The sequence below is a fragment of the Flavobacterium hibisci genome (assembly GCF_020026925.1).
GTDB classification, from domain to species: domain Bacteria; phylum Bacteroidota; class Bacteroidia; order Flavobacteriales; family Flavobacteriaceae; genus Flavobacterium; species Flavobacterium hibisci.
Window position 1 is genome coordinate 26,871 of the sequence record NZ_JAIQDW010000020.1, and the last position, 18,919, is coordinate 45,789.

General features: G+C 37.4%; 10 protein-coding genes. All 10 read left to right on the forward strand.

The window, feature by feature from the left end:
• Positions 1-261 precede the first annotated feature (261 nt).
• The 10 genes from K8B81_RS17315 to K8B81_RS17360 all read left to right on the forward strand — a co-directional run bounded on the left by K8B81_RS17315 (position 262) and on the right by K8B81_RS17360 (position 18,900).
• Positions 262-3,387: a SusC/RagA family TonB-linked outer membrane protein gene (locus K8B81_RS17315; RefSeq protein ID WP_223682806.1), complete on the forward strand. Its 3,126-nt coding sequence runs from the start codon at positions 262-264 to the stop codon at positions 3,385-3,387.
• A gap of 15 nt (positions 3,388-3,402) precedes the next feature.
• Entirely contained in the window at positions 3,403-4,878 is a 1,476-nt protein-coding gene (locus K8B81_RS17320) for a RagB/SusD family nutrient uptake outer membrane protein (protein ID WP_223682807.1), read from the forward strand.
• A gap of 30 nt (positions 4,879-4,908) precedes the next feature.
• Positions 4,909-6,477 (forward strand): arylsulfatase, encoded by a 1,569-nt coding sequence (locus K8B81_RS17325; RefSeq protein ID WP_223682808.1) that lies wholly within the window; start codon positions 4,909-4,911, stop codon positions 6,475-6,477.
• Between the two features lie 300 nt (positions 6,478-6,777).
• On the forward strand, positions 6,778-8,700 hold the full coding sequence (locus K8B81_RS17330) for an arylsulfatase (protein ID WP_223682809.1): 1,923 nt from the start codon (positions 6,778-6,780) through the stop codon (positions 8,698-8,700).
• Positions 8,701-8,897: 197 nt separating this feature from the next.
• Positions 8,898-9,959: a sterol desaturase family protein gene (locus K8B81_RS17335; protein WP_223682810.1), complete on the forward strand. Its 1,062-nt coding sequence runs from the start codon at positions 8,898-8,900 to the stop codon at positions 9,957-9,959.
• A gap of 4 nt (positions 9,960-9,963) precedes the next feature.
• A complete protein-coding gene (locus tag K8B81_RS17340; RefSeq protein ID WP_223682811.1) occupies positions 9,964-10,683 on the forward strand; it encodes a thioredoxin domain-containing protein in 720 nt (239 codons plus the stop codon).
• Positions 10,684-10,751: 68 nt separating this feature from the next.
• Positions 10,752-12,014 carry a YeiH family protein gene (locus tag K8B81_RS17345; RefSeq protein WP_223682812.1) on the forward strand — a complete coding sequence of 421 codons (1,263 nt, stop codon included), beginning with the start codon at positions 10,752-10,754 and terminating at the stop codon, positions 12,012-12,014.
• Positions 12,015-12,686: 672 nt separating this feature from the next.
• Positions 12,687-15,734 carry a SusC/RagA family TonB-linked outer membrane protein gene (locus K8B81_RS17350; RefSeq protein ID WP_223682813.1) on the forward strand — a complete coding sequence of 1,016 codons (3,048 nt, stop codon included), beginning with the start codon at positions 12,687-12,689 and terminating at the stop codon, positions 15,732-15,734.
• A 10-nt stretch (positions 15,735-15,744) separates the two neighbouring features.
• Positions 15,745-17,202 (forward strand): RagB/SusD family nutrient uptake outer membrane protein, encoded by a 1,458-nt coding sequence (locus tag K8B81_RS17355; RefSeq protein WP_223682814.1) that lies wholly within the window; start codon positions 15,745-15,747, stop codon positions 17,200-17,202.
• 42 nt (positions 17,203-17,244) lie between these two features.
• Positions 17,245-18,900 (forward strand): arylsulfatase, encoded by a 1,656-nt coding sequence (locus K8B81_RS17360; RefSeq protein ID WP_223682815.1) that lies wholly within the window; start codon positions 17,245-17,247, stop codon positions 18,898-18,900.
• Positions 18,901-18,919: the final 19 nt, after the last annotated feature.

The following is an 18,919-nucleotide window of genomic DNA, read 5'->3' on the forward strand; positions in this document are numbered from 1 at the left end:
ACTGCAAATCTGTTTCTAACAATTATTTGTACCGAAACAGTATTTGAAACTATACCTGAAAAAGAAAATCAAATTAAAACTAAAAATTACCAAAATGAAAAAGATGCACAACTGCTGCTGTAAATAAACAAAAAAGCCATTTCTGCGGCAACAGAAATGGCGTGGCTTAAAGAAAATTTATCGCTAAATAAAGGAAACACGAGAGAGTTGAAAAATCAACTTTCAGGGCTCCTTGTTAATTACTTAAACCAATACAAAGAAATGAAAAAAAATATAAATGTTTACACATTATTATTTCTCCTGTTTTTAACATCAGGAATAAATGCCCAAAATACAACTCCACTTATTCAGTCTAAACTGGACGGGACAATAGTGGATGACATTACAAACCAGCCCATTATTGGAGCTTCAGTTATTATTAAAGGAACGACACACGGGGTTCAGACAGATACTGAAGGAAAATTTTATTTTCAAACTGGTCAGAAATTACCTTACACTTTAATCATAACCTATATCGGATATAAGAAAACTGAAATTATTGTCGACAAAAATCCTGTCACTATCAGTTTAAAAGAAGAACGTCAGGAACTGGATGAATTAGTCGTTGTTGGATACGGTTCTCAGAAGAGAAAAGACATTACCGGTTCAGTGTCATCCGTTCCAAAAGCAAATCTTTCCCAGGTTTCATCATCTGCAGATAATTTATTGCGAGGTGCAGTTTCGGGCGTGGTAGTTACACAAAGTTCAGGTCGTCCGGGTGCATCTTCAAGTGTTCGTATTCGTGGGGGAAACTCTATTACTGCGGGTAATGAACCTTTATATGTACTGGATGGAATTTTGATTTATAATGACAATGCCAACAGCTCCGCCGGAATAGCAAATGCCGGAGCGAGTCTGAACGTTTTGTCCACCATTAACCCATCTGATATAGAATCAATTGAAGTTTTAAAAGATGCTTCTGCAACTGCAATTTATGGCTCTCGCGGTGCAAATGGTGTTGTAATTATTACTACTAAAAAAGGAACAAAAGGTCAGGATAACATTTCGTATCAGGGTTATTTTGGATTTCAGAATATTTCGAAGAAACTTAGCGTAATGAATGCTAGCCAATGGGCAAGTTTACGAAATGATGTTCAGGCAAGTATTGGTCAGGCACCTTCTTTTACTGATGCACAAATTGAAGCATTTAAAACTTCAGGGAACTACGACTGGCAGTCAGCAGCTTTTAGAAGAGCAAGTCCGGTTCAAAATCATCAATTGTCATTTTCGGGCGGTGATGAAAGATCCAGATATTCTATTTCTGCCGGATACTTTGATCAGGAAGGAATTGTTTTAGGATCTGATTTTAAAAGAATTTCACTTCGTGTTAACTACGAAAAAAACTATTCTCAAAACTTTAAATTCGGCGTAAATGCCAATTACAGTAATTCCGTTTCCAATGGTATAGCAAGCAATAGTACCGGCGGAAGAAACCCAAATCCTTTAGTGAGTGTTTTATTAACCGCTCCGGTTGTTCCTATTCGAAATGAAGATGGTACGTATAATGTAAAAAATAATATTTATACTACTTCTGTTAACGGCTTTGTACCAAACCCGATTAATGATTTGGAAAATACAATTAACGAAACTAAAATTAACAGAATTCTTACCAGCTTATTTGGAGAATACAAAATCACTAAAAAACTGACTGCGAAAGTTGCGGTAAGCGGCGATGTAATCGATACAAAACAAAATTATTACGCGCCTGCAAATACCTCAAATGGTGCCGGAACAAAAGGTTCTGCTGCTGTTGGAGACCGATTGGTAAGTTCTGTATTAAATGAAAATACGGTGAATTATAATACCAACTTCGGTGAAAACCATAAATTCTCAGCTTTAGGAGGTTATACACTTCAATGTACTAAAGGAGAAGTCGTTACAGCAGGATCAAATACTTTTGTAAATGATGCCAATACCTATAATGCCTTACAAGATGGTGTCGCAGTAAAACCATACAGCGATGCATACGAAAGTATATTAAAATCATGGCTTGCAAGGGTAAACTATTCTTATAAAGGAAAATACAATTTTACACTTTCTGCCCGTGCCGACGGATCTTCAAGATTTGGTTCTGAATCACGCTGGGGTTATTTCCCGTCAGCAGGTTTCTCATGGAATATTACAGATGAAGAATTTGCAAACAATATCAAAGGTGTAACTGAGGCAAAACTTAGAATTACTGCCGGAACAACAGGAAATCAGGAAATTGGAAACTATCTGGCGTTAGCTCAAATGGGTTCTGTAAACTATTCTTTTGGCGGAACATTATACACAGGACTTGCTCCTACCCGATTATCAAATACAGATTTGAAATGGGAAAAAACAACACAGTATAATGTTGGTTTGGATTTATCATTATTTGAAAGAAAAATCAATTTTGTTTTTGATGTGTATTACAAAAAAACAAACGATTTGTTAATCAGCGTTCCGGTGCCGCTTACTTCCGGATATGCAAGTGTACTTCAAAATATCGGAGGTGTTGAAAATAAAGGTATCGAGATTGGTTTAACAACTGAAAACCTTAAAACAGAAAATTTCTCATGGAATTCGAACCTTGTATTTTCTGCTAACAGAAACAAAGTGGTAGCAATTGGAAACGGAGTCAATCAGTTTTTTCCAGTAGTTCCAAACGGATCTTTATTGCAGCAGCAGCCTGTAACGGTTAAAGTTGGTTTACCATTAGGCACTTTCTGGGGATACAGGACCAATGGCATTTTCCAGACTCAGGAAGAAGTGAATACGCAGCCTAAAATAAACAGTTTAGCTAATACAAAAGTTGGTGACAGAAAATATGTTGATACCAACGGAGACGGTGTAATTACAGCTCTTGACAAAGGAAATCTTGGGTCATCACAGCCAAAATTTGTTGGAAGTTTCAGCAACACAATTTCTTACAACGACTTTGATCTGAATTTTTCTTTTCAGGGTTCTTATGGAGCTAAAATCTTCAATGCTTTAAATCAGCAGTTAGAAATTTCTACTCTTGGAACAAATGTGTCAACCGCTTTAGCTGACCGCTGGACACCAACAAACCCTAGCAATGAAATTCCGAGAGCATCCAGTTCTCCATTAGGAATAGTTTCTGAGCGTTATGTAGAAGATGCTTCTTTCCTGAGACTAAAACTGATCACTTTAGGATATACATTACCTAAAAGCATTTCTAAAAAATTAGGTACAAAGAGCGTTAAATTTTATGTATCTGCTGAGAACTTAATTACATGGACAAAATACACCGGATATGACCCTGAGGTAAGCTCATACGAACAAAACAACTTATATCCGGGAATTGATTTTGGTTCTTATCCAAACTCAAAAACATTCATCTCAGGACTGAACGTAACTTTCTAAGTAAAAAAATATAAAATGAAAAAGATTATAATAACATTCCTTTTAAGTGCCGGTTTATTGGTATCGTGCACCGACCTTGAGGTAACACCAACCTCATTTGTAACCGAAGATAATTACTTTCAAACTCAGGATGATGCCGTTGCGAGTGTAACAGCGGTTTATGCTTCTTTAAGCCTTGATCCGGGAGAGCAGAGTTTATTTGGCAGAAACTTATATTTCTTAACAGATATGGGTTCTGATTATGCTGCAGCAGGAGTTTCTGCAACAAACCCACAGGTTCGAGCGATCAGCAGTTTAACACATGATGCTACTAATGACCGTGTTCAGGTGGCTTGGAAACAAATTTATGCAGGAATTAACAGAGCTAATGTTTCGATTGATAATATTCCGAAAGTTTCAGGGTCTGAAGCAGTAAAAACAAGATTAATCAATGAAGCTAAATTTATCCGCGGATTACTGTATTTTCAGGCAGTTCGTATTTGGGGCGGAGTGCCGATTGTTTTACACGAACCCAATTCTATTCAGCTGGAAAGCTTAAAATCAAGAAGAGCAACTGTTGACGAAGTTTATGCTCAGATTATTAAAGATCTTACAGATGCAGAAAGTTTACCAGCATCTTATACAACTGCTGATGCCGGACGCGCCACTTCCGGAGCTGCAAAAGCAATTTTGGCAAAAGTTTACCTGACAAGAAAGGACTGGCCGAATGCTATTTTAAAAGCAAGGGAAGTAATCAACGGCGGATATGGTTATGCTTTGTTCGAAAGCTTTCAGGATATTTTCACGAAAACAAAAAAGAATGGAAAAGAACATATTTTCTCTGTTCAGTTTGAGCCAAACCAGGCCGGAAACGGATCTAGCGGAAGTACTTTTCAGGCAACATCTTTTACAGGATTTACGGCAACTGAACCTGCTGATATTATCTCAGATGTAGCTTTGTTTTATGATATTTATGAGGCAGGTGATACTCGTAGAGATGTTAGTTATGCCAAACAACTTCTTAATCCAACAACTGGAACTCTTTATACTTTTCCGAAACCAATTTTCAAAAAATATCTTGATTTAACCAATTTGGCAACTCCTTCAAACGTAGCGATCAATTTCCCTTTAATTCGGTATGCAGACATCTTATTGTCTTTGGCGGAAGCCATAAATGAGCAAAACGGTGCGCCAACTCCAGAAGCTTTTGAACTGATAAATCAGGTAAGAAGAAGAGCTTACGGAAAAGTAATTACAACTCCGGATGTTACGGTAGATTTAGTTGGATTAAATCAAACCACTTTTAGAGAAGCCATTCAGGAAGAACGTAAAAAAGAGTTTGTTCAGGAAGGACAGCGATGGTTTGACTTAGTTCGTTGGGGAACATTGGTTACCGAAGTGAAAAAAGTTACGGCTAAAAACTCCGTTTCAGAAAGAAACAATCTGTATCCAATTCCGCAAAGCGAAAGAAATATTGATCCGGTAGGATTACCACAAAATCCAGGCTATTAATAAAGAGGATTAATAAACAAGTAAATAAAAATGATTAAAAAACTGTTCATTATCGCCCTATTGGTTGTTGCACAATCTCAGCTATTTGCACAGAAAAAGCAACCTAACATTATCGTCATTCTGGCAGATGATTTAGGTTTCTCAGATATTGGTGCTTTTGGCTCAGAAATTAAAACTCCAAACCTGGATAAGCTTGCTAAAAACGGACTTATTCTAAAGCAATTTTATAATGCCGGGCGCTGCTGTCCTTCACGCGCTTCATTGCTCACAGGTTTATATCCGCATCAGGCAGGCATTGGGGACATGGTGCAGGACAAGGGATTTCCTGCGTATCAGGGATATTTAAACGAGCATTGCATCACGATTGGACAGGCACTCAAACAGGCAGGATACAACACTATCGTTTCAGGAAAATGGCACGTAGGTTTGGTTCCGTCTGCCTGGGCTGTTAATAGAGGGTTTGATGATTCTTTTACTTTACAAAACAATGGCAGCAGTTATTTCAACTCGGAACCTTTGTATAATGATGGAAGGAAAGTTACTTTTTTGAAAGGAGATCAGGAAATTACAAGAACAGACAAATCTACTTATCTGACTCAGGAAATAACCAATTTTGCCATTAATTCTTTAGAAAAACACAGCAAGGAACAAAAACCTTTTTTTCTGTATATTACTTATAATGCGCCTCATTGGCCCATTCAGGCATTACCTGAAGATATTGCTAAATACAAAGGTAAATACCTAAAAGGCTGGGATAAGCTGAGAGCAAGCCGTTTTGAGAAATTGAAACAACAAGGTATTATTGATAAAAACTGGGACTTATCCAATCGTTTTGAAAAAGTACCGGATTGGGAAAAATTAAGCGACGAAGAAAAAGACAAATGGGACACCCGAATGGCAATTTACGCCGCCATGATTGACCGAATGGATGCCGGAATTGGAGAAATTCTGCAAAAAGTAAAATCTCTGGGAGAAGAAGATAATACCCTGATCCTTTTTCTTTCTGATAATGGCGGAAGTGCCGATGATGTGAAAAACTGGAATTATGTTACCCAAAAAAATGGAACACCGGGTTCTGCCGCATCGATTGACAGTTACGAAAGTCCGTGGGGAAATGTGAGCAACACGCCTTTTCAATTATTCAAAAAGAACACTCACGAAGGCGGTATTGCTTCGCCTTTTATCGCTTATTATCCAAATCATATCAAAGCTGGTACACTAAGCAACAGAGTTAGCCATCTGATTGATATTTTTCCGACTTGTCTGGAATATGCCGGATTTGAATATCCGGATTCTTTTCAGGAAAAAAAACTCATACCCTTAGAAGGTACTAGTTTAAAAAAGGAATTTGAAGGGCAAAAATCTGCTACACATGAAGCTTTATTTTGGGAACATGAAGGCAGTAAAGCAGTACGAAAAGGACAATGGAAAGCTGTAGCCGAAAACAACCAGCCCTGGGAATTGTATAATCTTGCTGCTGACCGGACCGAAACAAAGAACCTGGCAAAGTCAGAACCAAAAATCCTCCAAAACCTGATTGAATTACATGAGCAATGGTCAGCAAAAGTAGGTGTTGAAGATTGGAACAAAATAAAATAACAATACTGAAAAAATAATATTACAATCAAAAATCCTCAAGAAGTAAAATGATGATTTGAAATCAAAATAAAATGAAATTAGTATGGACTGTTATTTATCTGGTGCCCTTGTCAATTTTAATGGGTATTTTTTCTATTATCCGTTTTATAAAAAAACAGATCAATAAGCCTGTAAAAACAAAATAAACAACAGTTATTCCTAATTCCTCACTTTACAATTTATCAAAAAACCAGGACAATAAATTATACTAAATACATAGAATTAATAAATTATTAATTAATCGCTTAAATATATAAAACAATGAAAAAATTTAAAAACAACAGTACGATCAAAAGTCCAACAACAGGAATTTTGATTACAGCATTGCTGGTTGCTCAGTTTGGCTTTGCACAGGATAATCAAAATGCAGAATTTAAAGGAGTTGTTGGTAAAACATTGGCAGATTCAAAAGAATATTGGCCTGAGCCAGTAAAAGCGCCAAAAGGTGCTCCCAATGTGGTTTGGATTTTACTGGATGATGTAGGATTCGGTGCTTCCAGTGCTTTTGGAGGATTAATAGAAACGCCTACTTTTGATGCTTTGGCAAATAACGGGTTGCGTTATACCAATTTCCACACAACCGCTATTTGCGCCCCTACCCGCGCCGCTTTATTAACGGGTAGAAACTCAGGCAGAGTTCACGTTAGCGGTTTTTCTCACACCATTCTATCTGCGGGCTTCCCTGGCTGGGATGGCAGAATTCCATCGGACAAAGGAACTATTGCTGAGATTCTACGGGAGAACGGCTACAACACTTTTGCAGTAGGAAAATATGGTGTAACTCCGGATGAAGATGCTACAGATGCAGGTCCGTTTGACAGATGGCCAACCGGAAAAGGTTTCGATCATTTCTATGGTTTCTTAGGATCACAAACCGATCAGTACAACCCTGATTTGGTAGAAGATCAGGTACATATAAAACCAGACGGCCGCCATCTGAACGAATTAATTACCGATAAAGCAATCAGTTATATCCAGAAACAACAAAAAGCAGCTCCCGGAAAACCATTCTTTTTATATTATGCACCCGGAGCAGCTCATGCACCTCATCAGGTAGCAAAAGAATGGAGTGATAAATACAAAGGAAAATTTGACGAAGGCTGGGATGTTTATCGTGAAAGAGTTTTGGCTAACCAAAAGAAACTGGGGGTAATTCCTGCCAATGCGGTTTTACCTGAACGTAACCCATTGATTGGGGAATGGAAAAAACTGACTCCGGATCAAAAGAAGGTATATGCAAGATTCATGGAAGTGTATGCAGGATTCCTGACGTATACCGATGCTGAAATTGGAAGAGTGGTAAATTACCTCAAAGAAACCAATCAATTTGATAACACAGTAATTTTCGTGGCAATTGGTGATAACGGAGCCAGTAAAGAAGGTAGTCTTGTAGGTACTATTAACCAAAGTCTTTTTGCTCAGGGTACATCTGACGAAAAAAACCTTCAGGATAATTTAGCTAACATCGGTGAAATTGGAACTCCTCAGGGACGTAATACCAATTACCCTTTGGGCTGGGCACAAGCTACGAATGCACCGTTTAAAAACTGGAAACAGGATGCTCAGTCAGAAGGAGGAACGCGTAATCCTTTGATTATTCATTATCCAAACGGAATAAAAGATAAAGGCGGAATCAGGAATCAATACAGCCACGTAAACGATATTTTACCTACTACGCTTGATATTGCAGGAATCAAAGCTCCGGAATATATTAAAGGAATTAAACAGGATGTCATCCAGGGCTCTTCTTTATATACTTCTTTAAATAATGCTAAAGCAGAGTCGTTACACAAAGTGCAATACTACTATATTTTTGGAAATAGAGCCATTTACAAAGATGGATGGAAAGCAGCCGCAGCGCATCCGGACCCGTTTACTTTATTGAAAACTGCAGCTAAAAATCAGGCACCTTCAGCAAACAGTTTTGACAATGATGTTTGGGAATTATACAACTTAAACGAAGATTTTAACGAACGTAATAACCTGGCCAAAAAATATCCTGAAAAATTAGAAGAACTTAAAAAACTGTTTGATGAACAAGCCAAAGAAAACAATGTGTATCCGTTAATTGACTGGCAGGATGTACTAGGCAGAAAAATTCACAATAGCGGAGCTGACAAAGGCAAAAACCTTCAGGATTTGATTAAGGAAGCTACAAAAGGTGGAAGCGGCAGTTCGCATTAAATAAATAATGAATATGAATTCAATCCAAATTTATAAAGAAAAAATAAAGTATTAACAAAAAATTGAAACACATGAAACTAGTAGATTATCAAATTATAGGCAAAAAGATTGTCGTTGGGGCGATTCTTTTTTTGGTTCCGCTTATGATTTTGGCGGGCGGCTTAACATTAATCAACCAATTTTTAAAATAAGAAATCATGGCAACAGTTCACAATTCAAATAAAAATCTGACAAGAGATTTAAGCATTAGTCTTTTTATATACGCATTACCGGTATTGGCAATTTATCTGTATTTTAAATTAAGTAATAACGTGGTAAGCGAATCGCACATTGCATTACCCGCTTTTTTGGAATTTGCAAAACCTGCTTTCCAAAACATCCGTACCTGGGGATTAACCGTTTTTATGATTGTCCTGGGCATTATAGAATTTACAGCAGGTCTTTACGATGATGAATGGACAGGCGAAGAACGCAAAATTGACATTGTTAGTTTCCTTGCTCCAAAATTAATTTTACCAGCGGTTATTTCTTTTTTCAGCTTACAGGTTTTACCAGTTTTGATTCCGAATCTTGAAAATGCACTTTCTTGGGTTCCGTTTTGGGGAGGTTTTTTCTTAATTGCGGTTGCAGATGATTTGACCCAATACTGGTACCACCGTTTACACCATCAGGTTCCCTTTTTGTGGCGTTTTCATAGAACGCATCATTCGGCTCCATACATGGGAATGGCAATGCTTTCAAGACAAAACTTTATCTACACCATCTTTTTTTCTCAGATTTATTTAACAGCAACGTTGACATTTTTAGGTTTAGGACTACCGGCTCTGTTTGTTTTGGTGATAAAAAGTATCATCACCTTAACGGCACATTCGAGCATTGCCTGGGATAAACCATTTTACAAATACAAAGTTTTACATCCGATTGCATGGGTTTTGGAAAGATTAATTTCTACTCCGGCTACACATCATGCACATCACGCAGATACAAGCGGTGATGGCGTTGGACACTTTAAAGGAAACTTTGGAAATATGTTTTTTATCTGGGATGTGATTTTCGGAACAGGTTTAATTACGCGTCAGTTTCCAAAATCATATGGTATCAAATCCTATAAACAGGAAGAATGGTATGCACAGTTTCTTTGGCCGATATTCAAATCTAAAAAAAAAGGAAGCGCACTGGCAGAAGGAGTTCTTTCTGTACCCTTAAAACAAACTCCGGTTGTTGAAAATCAGCCTGTACTAGAAACCGTTCAATCCTAATATAATGAAAAATAAAATATTTAAAAACTGTATCTCTGTCGTAACTCTTTTTGTAACAATTATTGGCTTTTCCCAAAATAAAAGCTCCAATACAGTATCATTAGATGTTTATTACAGTAAAATTCAGGCTGAAAAAAATCCACAGATTATTGATGCCAGAGGTCCGGAAGAATTTGCCCTGAACCACATTAACGGAGCGGTAAATTTTAATCTGGAATCGAAAGATTATACTCAGCAGATTGCAAAATTAGATAAAACAAGGCCCGTTTTTACCTATTCTATCGGAGCCGGAAGAAGTGTCTGGCTTGCTGATGATTTATTAAAGAAAGGGTTTAAGGAAGCTTATAGTTTAGAGGGTGGAATTGCAAACTGGATTGGCAACGGGAAACCTTTTTATGTAAACTCCAAAAGTAAATTAACACTGGATGAATACAATAAAATCATCGCCGATAATAATACCGTTTTGGTGGACATCGGTTCTAAATATTGTGCGCCGTGTAAGAAAGTAAAGCCTGTTCTGGAAACCATCAAAGCTGAATACGGAGAGAAGGTAAAAATTGTCGAAATTGAACTGGAAGAAAGTCCGCAGGTAATTGCCGGTTTGAAAACTGTAAAAGTATTTCCTACCCTGATTTTATATCAAAAAGGTCAGATTGTTTTCAAAAAAGAGGGTTTCTCAGATTTGAAAAAAGAGGTTGATGTCATTTTGGCTCAGAATAATTAAATTGCTACAAGTTTTAATACAATCTAAAATTTGTAATTCAAATCAAAACACCTGTAAAAAAACAACCAATGTCAATTAAAACTAAACAACTTAACCTTCATGAAGACTGGACAGTCGTACTATTAGGATTCTTAATCATCGGCATTTCGCTGTTTGTATTTCTTCCGGAAGTACCGGTATTCAAATGGTCCAACGGATCTGATTTACTAAAAGATGTATTTGAGGTCGGAAATTTACAAATTCTGTTAATTCAATTTATTTATTTGAATGTTATAGGAACTATTGCTGCTTTTTTAATTGGCAAATCCGTAAAAAACTTTTTATTGGGATTTCCAGTCGTGTATTTGTTGACTTTATTGGCACTCATTATTGCAGGTAATGCAGAGGTTAAAGCAGTCAATTTAGAAGCGGTAATTTTTAGTTTGATAATTGGTTTGGCAATTGGTAATTTTTTCAAACTACCGGAATGGTTTCGCTCAGCGCTTTCTACAGAAGTATTTGTAAAAATCGGGTTGGTTTTATTAGGAACCAGCGTCATTTTTTCAGATATTCTAAAAGCGGGTTCTTTAGGATTGATTCAGGCTTTAGTTGTTGTATTATCAGTTTGGTATTTTGCTTTCTGGCTTTGTAAAAAACTTAAAGTCGATGATGAACTGACGATGATGATTTCAAGTGCGGTTTCTATTTGTGGGGTTTCGGCTGCTATTGCAACATCAGGTGCCATCAAAGGAGATTCGAAAAAACTGTCGTATGTGATTTCTATGGTATTGGTAACGGCCATTCCGATGATGATTTTCATGCCCATAATTGCAAAATATTTTAATTTTCCAGAAGAAGTAACCGGAGCATGGCTTGGCGGAAGTATCGATACTTCCGGAGCTGTTGTGGCATCAGGAACACTGGTGGGAGAAACAGCTTTAAAAATCAGTACCATTGTCAAATTCTCTCAAAATGTTTTATTGGGACTGGCAGCTTTTGGTATTTCAGTTTATTGGACCTACACTCATAATAAATCAGAAGAAGCCATTGCCTCAAAACCAACATTAGGCGTTATCTGGGAGCGTTTTCCAAAGTTTGTAATTGGTTTTATTGCAGCTTCAATCGTATTTTCTTTCCTGATTACTTCTGAAACAAGAGATTTGGTAAAAGACAGTTTAAAAAATCTACAGGGAATTTGGTTTGCCCTTGCTTTTACCAGCATTGGTCTAGAAACGAATTTTAAGGATTTATTCAGCAACAACAGTAAAAAACCTTTGTATGCTTTTTTAATTGCTCAGTTTTTTAATGTGGTTATTACACTGATTATTGCTTCTTTATTGTTTGGAAAATAATTAAGAACTATAAAAATTTCCTTTTCAATGATGTAATAGTAGTTTAAAAACTACAGAAACAAGAGTGTCTAATACTTGAATTGGTATTTGACACTCTTTTTATTTAAAAACAAACACCTAAAAATCAATAACTTAAAACAATTTTATATTTCTACTACACACTTCTTCTTCCCCACTTCAAAAAAAATTAAAAAAACTTTTGGATATCATTATATTAAATTTAACTTTGTCTATAGGATTAGTAGAGTTATACATTTTATCAAAAAAATAATATTTTGAAAACAACAGTTAGCACAACCCATTACTTTCTCATTGAAAATTACACTAATAAGACTTCTTATATGTGTGGCTGTTGCTAAATCTTCGCGGTTACGTCTGCCGATTACTTTTTTTTATAATTGATTTCAGGCTAATCATTACCTCATCAAAAAATTTAATGTAAATACCACGCATTTTGCTTCTATTTATGAGCAAAAAAGCACATTTAAATATTCAAAAACAAATTTTAAACTCAATAATATGAAGAAAATGTACAGCAGCTGCTAAAAAACAAAATATTTCTGCGGCAACGGAAATATCAGGATTAAAGAAAATTTATCGCTAAATGAAAGGACTACAGAGAGTTTAAGAACAAACTTTCAGGGCTCCTTGTATAATTACCTAAACAACGTAATGAAAAAAAATATCAACATCCTTTTATGGATTAGCATTTTATTGATTTCAGTCGGAATTAATGCCCAAAATACACAAGCTACCATCAACTCTACTCTAAACGGAACTGTCATTGATCAGGTTACCAATCAGCCAATTCCGGGAGTTAACATTCAGATTAAAGGTACTACCCATACTGCGGTAACCGATTTAGACGGAAAGTTTTATTTCCAGACAGGTCAGAAATTCCCGTACATACTAATCGTAAGTTATATTGGTTATGTTACTGCAGAACACACTGCAAATACCGATTTTGTTCAGATTTCATTAAAAGAAGACCGCAAGGAACTGGATGAACTTGTTATTATCGGATATGGAAGCACCACCAAAAAAGATTATACCGGCGCTGCCGAAACCGTTTCATCAACAGCCTTAAAAGCCACACAGCGTACACTTGAAAGTTCGCTTCAGGGATCTGTAGCCGGAGTAAATGTCACACAGACTTCGGGTCAGCCGGGTGCCAGTTTGAGTATCCGAATTCGTGGAGGAAGTTCCATTCAGGGAGGAAATGAACCGCTTTATGTAGTGGACGGTTTTCCACTTTACAATTCCGATTTTACAGCCGGAGTTTTGAGTGGTACACCAACAAATCCGTTATCGTCTATAAATCCTGCAGATATAGAATCGATTACGGTTTTAAAAGATGCTTCTTCTACAGCTATCTATGGATCAAGAGGTGCCAACGGAGTTGTAATTATTACTACCAAAAAAGGATCTGCAAGCGCCATGAAAGTCAATTATGATTTTACCATTGGTCAGCAGGAAGTACGCAATAAAGTGGATGTCCTGGATGCAAAAGGTTTCGCCCGACTTAGAAATGCTGCTTTATACGATACTAATCCTGCTTTGGGACAAAACCAATATTTAAGTGAGGCGCAAATTGCAGCATTAGGCAAAGGGGTTGACTGGCAGGAAGAAGCTTTTCAAAAAGGGCTTGTACAAAATCATCAGTTAAGTATTTCGGGTGGTAATAACCAAACTAAATATGCCGTTTCCGGAAATTATTACAATCAGGAAGGAATTATTAAAAATACCGGTTTTGAAAGACTGAGCGGAAGAGTCAATTTGACTTCCAAAATAAGCAGTAAAGCAAGAATTGGTTTGAATCTTACTATTGCAGAAACAAAATCAAAAGTCGCTCCGGCAGGTTTGATCACTTCTTTATTGAGCATGCCTCCTACTGCCACTATTTATGAACCAGATGGAAGCTACACTTTGCGTAATCCGTTTGAAAACATCTTTGCAAATCCAATTGCGACCTTAAACGAACGCAAGAATGAAGCAATTACAGATCGTATTCTCGGAACGATTTATGGTGAGTATGACATTTTGAAGAATTTGGTTTTCAAAGTATCTTTTGGAACCGATTTGATTTTGAACAAAGAGAAAAGTTATCTTCCTTCAACTATTTATGAAGGATTGATCACAAATGGAGAAGGACGAATCGGTACAGCAGATTCTAAAACATGGTTAAACGAAAACACTCTTACTTATTCTAAAGTTTTTGGAGAAAAGCACAGTCTGAATGTTCTGGCCGGTTATACACAGCAAAATTCGGTAAGGGAATTTGTGACGGCAGGATCACAGCAGTTTGTAAACGATGTAACCTATTATTACAGTCTGCAAAGTGGAAATGTGGCGTTAATGCCTACTTCCGGAGAAAGTACCTGGGCTTTGAACTCGTATTTATCAAGGGTAAATTACAATTACAATTCAAAATATTTCCTTACTGCAAGTTTAAGAGCCGATGGCTCTTCCAGATTTGGAAAAAACAATAAATGGGGTTACTTCCCTTCTTTTGCGGCAGCATGGCAAATAAGCAATGAGGATTTCTTTTCTCCTGTAAAAGATATCATCAACAGCTTAAAAATCAGAAGCAGTTACGGAGCAACAGGTAATCAGGAAATTGGAGAATACCAGTCACTTTCGACATTGAGCAGTGTGAAATACCTTTTTGGAGACCAGATTTACACCGGCTTTACGCCAACCAGAATCTCCAATGATGATTTGGGATGGGAACTGACCAACCAGTTTGATGCTGGTGTTGACATTGGTTTTTTTGATGATAAATTAAACCTGACTGTTGATGTTTACCGCAAAACAACCAAAGATTTACTGTTGGCTGTTCAGATTCCGTACACGACCGGATTTACCTCTTCACTTCAAAACTTTGGTACGGTACAAAATCAGGGAATTGAATTAGGAATCAATACAGCGCTTGGGAATACAGCATTTTCATGGACTTCAAATTTTAATATTTCATTCAACCGCAATAAAATTATAGCTTTAGGAAATGATGCGGAATTTTACACTTTCGGAAATTACATCCTGAAAAAAGGAGAATCATTAGGAACTTTTTACGGTGCTGTAACCGATGGAATATTGCAGACCGCAGATGTTGCCACAAAAGGAGTTTTTACAGGAAATTCAACTCCTAAAGCAGGTGATCGTTTGTACAAAGATATTAACGGTGACGGAGCTTTTACAACGGCTGCTGACAGAACCAGCATTGGCGATGCACAGCCTGATTTTACATTTGGCTTCACCAATAATTTTAGCTACAGAGGTTTTGAATTATCAACTCTGATCAACGGATCTGTTGGGAATAAAATCCTAAACGGAAATGCGCAGGCACTGGAATTATACAACGGACAGCAAAATGCTTCTACAAGCGCTTTAGATGCCTGGACTCCGACTAATCCTAGTACTACTACTCCACGTGCGAAACTGGATCCGGCACCCGTTTTCTCAAACCGCTTTGTGGAAGATGGTTCTTTTGTGAGAATCAAAAACATCACATTCAGTTATAATTTACCAAAAAAAGTTTCAGAAAAATTGCTGTTAACTTCAGTGAAATTCAGAGTGGTTGGGGAGAACCTTTTCACATTTACCAAATACACAGGATTTGATCCTGAGGTAACTAATGGAACTACCATTTCTCCAGGAACAGATACCGGAATTTATCCTGCATCCAAAACAATTTCGGGAGGCTTAACCGTAACATTTTAAAAAAGACATCATGAAAAAGACAATCCTATATAGTTTATCACTTCTTTTTATCATAAGTGCTTGTAATCCTTTGGATGAAAATCCGAAAGCTTTTATCGGCTCAGGTAATTTTTACAATACAACCGAAGATGCAGATGCGGCCGTACTATCCATTTACAACGCCATCAACAGCAGTACCCACACGCTTTACAATCGTCTGATCCAAATCTCAACTGAAATGGCAACGGATGATTATGAAGCGGGTCCAAGAGCAAGAAATGCGCATGTTAGAGCCTTATCAAATTTAACTCATGATGCCTCAAATGACCGTATGCTGGAAATCTGGCGTCAAAGTTATGACGGGATAAACAGGGCAAATGTAGCCATTGATAATATTGCTAAAAATCCGAATTTAAATTCGCAAAAGGATAAGGATTTAATTAATGAAGCTAAATTTTTAAGAGCGGTTTTGTATTTCAATATTGTGAGATGGTTTGGAGATGTACCTTTGGTTTTACACGAAACTACTTCACTTACTCCGGAAGCAATAAACCCTTCTAATACTCCGGAAGCGGATGTCTATGCACAGATTGAAGCCGATTTGCTAGATGCTGAAGCCTTGCCGGAAGTACAGCCAATTAAAGGAAGAATCACTTCGGGAGCTGCCAAAAGTTTATTGTCTAAAGTATATCTGACCCAGAAAAAATGGCAAAAAGCAGCTGATAAAAGCCAGGAAATAATTGACAGCAAGGTGTATGACTTGTTCGAAAATTTTGCTGACGTGTTTAACGCGGCCACCAAAAACGGCAAAGAACATATTTTCTCAGCACAGTTTAAAGGGTTTACCAACTGGAACGGAAATATGCTGGCTTCTACCGCTGCACCTACTTCTGTACCCGGAATTGCAGGAGATCAGGCCGATGCTTTACACACTGCAGGAGGTTTATTTGAGGCTTTTGCCGAAACCGATAAGCGTAAATACATCACGTTTGCAGTTGAATTTGTAAGCCCAACTGATGGAAAAACGTATAAAGTGAGTCCGCATTTCAATAAATATTTTGATCCGACAACTCCTGCATCTCCGGGACAATCTTCGAAAAACACACCGATTATTCGATTTGCAGAAATATTGCTACTCAATTCAGAAGCCTTAAATGAACTCAACGGACCAACTCCAGAAGCCTTTGTCGGAATTGACCGTGTTAGGGAAAGAGCTGGAATCGATTTGCTATCGGTTACTTCTCCGTCCATCAGTCAGGATGATTTTAGGGAAGCCGTTTTTGAAGAAAGAAGAAAAGAACTGGTTTACGAATACCAGCGCTGGTTTGATCTTGCCAGAAGAGGTCCCGATTATTTTGTAGCCAAATTAAAAGCAGCGGGTAAAACGAATGCACAGCCAAAACATGTTCATTTCCCAATTCCGCAGAGAGAACTGGATTTGAATAAAAATCTGAAACAGGTTCCGGCCTGGAGAGATAAAACGAATTGATTTTAAAGCATATAAAATAACTAAAATAAAAATTACAATAAGATGAATCAAAAAAGAATTACAACTTTGCTTTCTGCCCTGTTCATTGGGGCATTAGGATCTTATAATGGGAATGCACAAACCAATTCGGCAAAACCAAATGTAATCCTGATTATGGTCGATGATATGGGCTATTCTGACTTGGGAAACTATGGCTCGGAAATTAATACGCCAAACCTCGACCGATTAGCGAAAGAAGGAACACGCTTACGCGAATTTTACAACAACTCCATCTGTGCGCCAACAAGAGCTTCACTTTTGACAGGTCAATATCAGCACAAAGCGGGCGTTGGTTATTTTGATGTAAATTTAGGATTGCCTGCTTATCAGGGATATCTGAACAAAGAATCTTTAACTTTGGGAGAAGTTTTCCGTTCAGGCGGTTACAGCACTTTAATGTCTGGAAAATGGCACGTAGGTTCTGAAGATAAAGCACAATGGCCAAACCAAAGAGGTTTTGATAAGTTTTACGGAATCTTAAAAGGTGCTGCAAATTATTTTAATACGGACGGATTGCCTTTTGGAAAAACGCCTTATCCGGTAGCTTTGATCCGTAATAATGAAGAACTGCATCCAAAAGCGGATTCCTATTATTTTACAGATGAAATCGGGAACAATGCCGTTCAGTTTTTGGATGAACAAAATAAAGAAAACAAACCTTTCTTTTTGTATTTAGCGTTTACAGCGCCACACTGGCCATTGCAGGCAAAACCTGTTGACATTGCCAGATACCGTGGAAAATTTGACGAAGGCTGGGATGTTCTAAGAGAAAAGAGAATCAAAAAACTGAAAGAAAACGGAATCTTATTAGCCGATCAGACGATTGCTCCAAGAGATCCTGAAGTACCGGAATGGAATAAACTGACCTATGACGAAAAACAATTCTGGAAAGCCAAGATGGAAGTCTACGCCGCAATGGTAGACAACATGGATCAGAATGTCGGAAAGGTATTAGACAAATTAAAAACCCTTAAAAAAGACAAAAATACTTTGATTATTTTCATCTCTGATAATGGTGCACAAGGCGGATTCAACACCTACAATCCATTAAGAAGAGGACTTGTGAAAAATGACGGACCAATTGGAACTTCAGGTTCTTTCGATTATCAGGAACAAAACTGGGCTTATTTGTCGAATACACCATTACAGGATTATAAAAACAACATGCACGAAGGCGGTTTCAGTTCTCCTTTTATTGCCTGGTATCCATCAAAAATCAAAGCAGGAAGAATCGATAAAGGAACCGGACATTTAATTGACCTTGCCCCTACTTTTTATGATTTGGCAGGAATTCAATATCCAAAAGAGCTGAATGGAGTAACTTCAAATCCTTTACCGGGCAAAAGTTTACTTCCGGTTTTAATTGACGGTGCTTCAGAAGTAAACCGTGGCGCTCCAATATTCTGGGAAAGAGCCGGAAACAGGGCCGTAAGAGATGGAAAATGGAAACTGGTTTCTATCTACCCTTCTTACCAATGGGAACTTTACAACCTTGAAAATGACAGAGGTGAAACTAAGGATGTAGCGCAGCAAAATCCGGGTATTGTAAACGAGCTTTCAGCCAAATATTTTGACTGGGCAGACAAAACCGGTGTTGTGGAATACAGCAAATTCAAACAAAAAAATGAACTTATTCCGGGAGCAGCTGCTAAAAAGTAATTGCTTTTTTTGATATTTT

Coding starts and splice junctions, on each gene's coding strand:
- K8B81_RS17330 (WP_223682809.1), top strand. CDS start 6,778: ATGAAAAAATTTAAAAACAACAGTACGATCAAAAGTCCAACAACAGGA.
- K8B81_RS17340 (WP_223682811.1), top strand. CDS start 9,964: ATGAAAAATAAAATATTTAAAAACTGTATCTCTGTCGTAACTCTTTTT.
- K8B81_RS17325 (WP_223682808.1), top strand. CDS start 4,909: ATGATTAAAAAACTGTTCATTATCGCCCTATTGGTTGTTGCACAATCT.
- K8B81_RS17345 (WP_223682812.1), top strand. CDS start 10,752: ATGTCAATTAAAACTAAACAACTTAACCTTCATGAAGACTGGACAGTC.
- K8B81_RS17315 (WP_223682806.1), top strand. CDS start 262: ATGAAAAAAAATATAAATGTTTACACATTATTATTTCTCCTGTTTTTA.
- K8B81_RS17320 (WP_223682807.1), top strand. CDS start 3,403: ATGAAAAAGATTATAATAACATTCCTTTTAAGTGCCGGTTTATTGGTA.
- K8B81_RS17360 (WP_223682815.1), top strand. CDS start 17,245: ATGAATCAAAAAAGAATTACAACTTTGCTTTCTGCCCTGTTCATTGGG.
- K8B81_RS17355 (WP_223682814.1), top strand. CDS start 15,745: ATGAAAAAGACAATCCTATATAGTTTATCACTTCTTTTTATCATAAGT.
- K8B81_RS17335 (WP_223682810.1), top strand. CDS start 8,898: ATGGCAACAGTTCACAATTCAAATAAAAATCTGACAAGAGATTTAAGC.
- K8B81_RS17350 (WP_223682813.1), top strand. CDS start 12,687: ATGAAAAAAAATATCAACATCCTTTTATGGATTAGCATTTTATTGATT.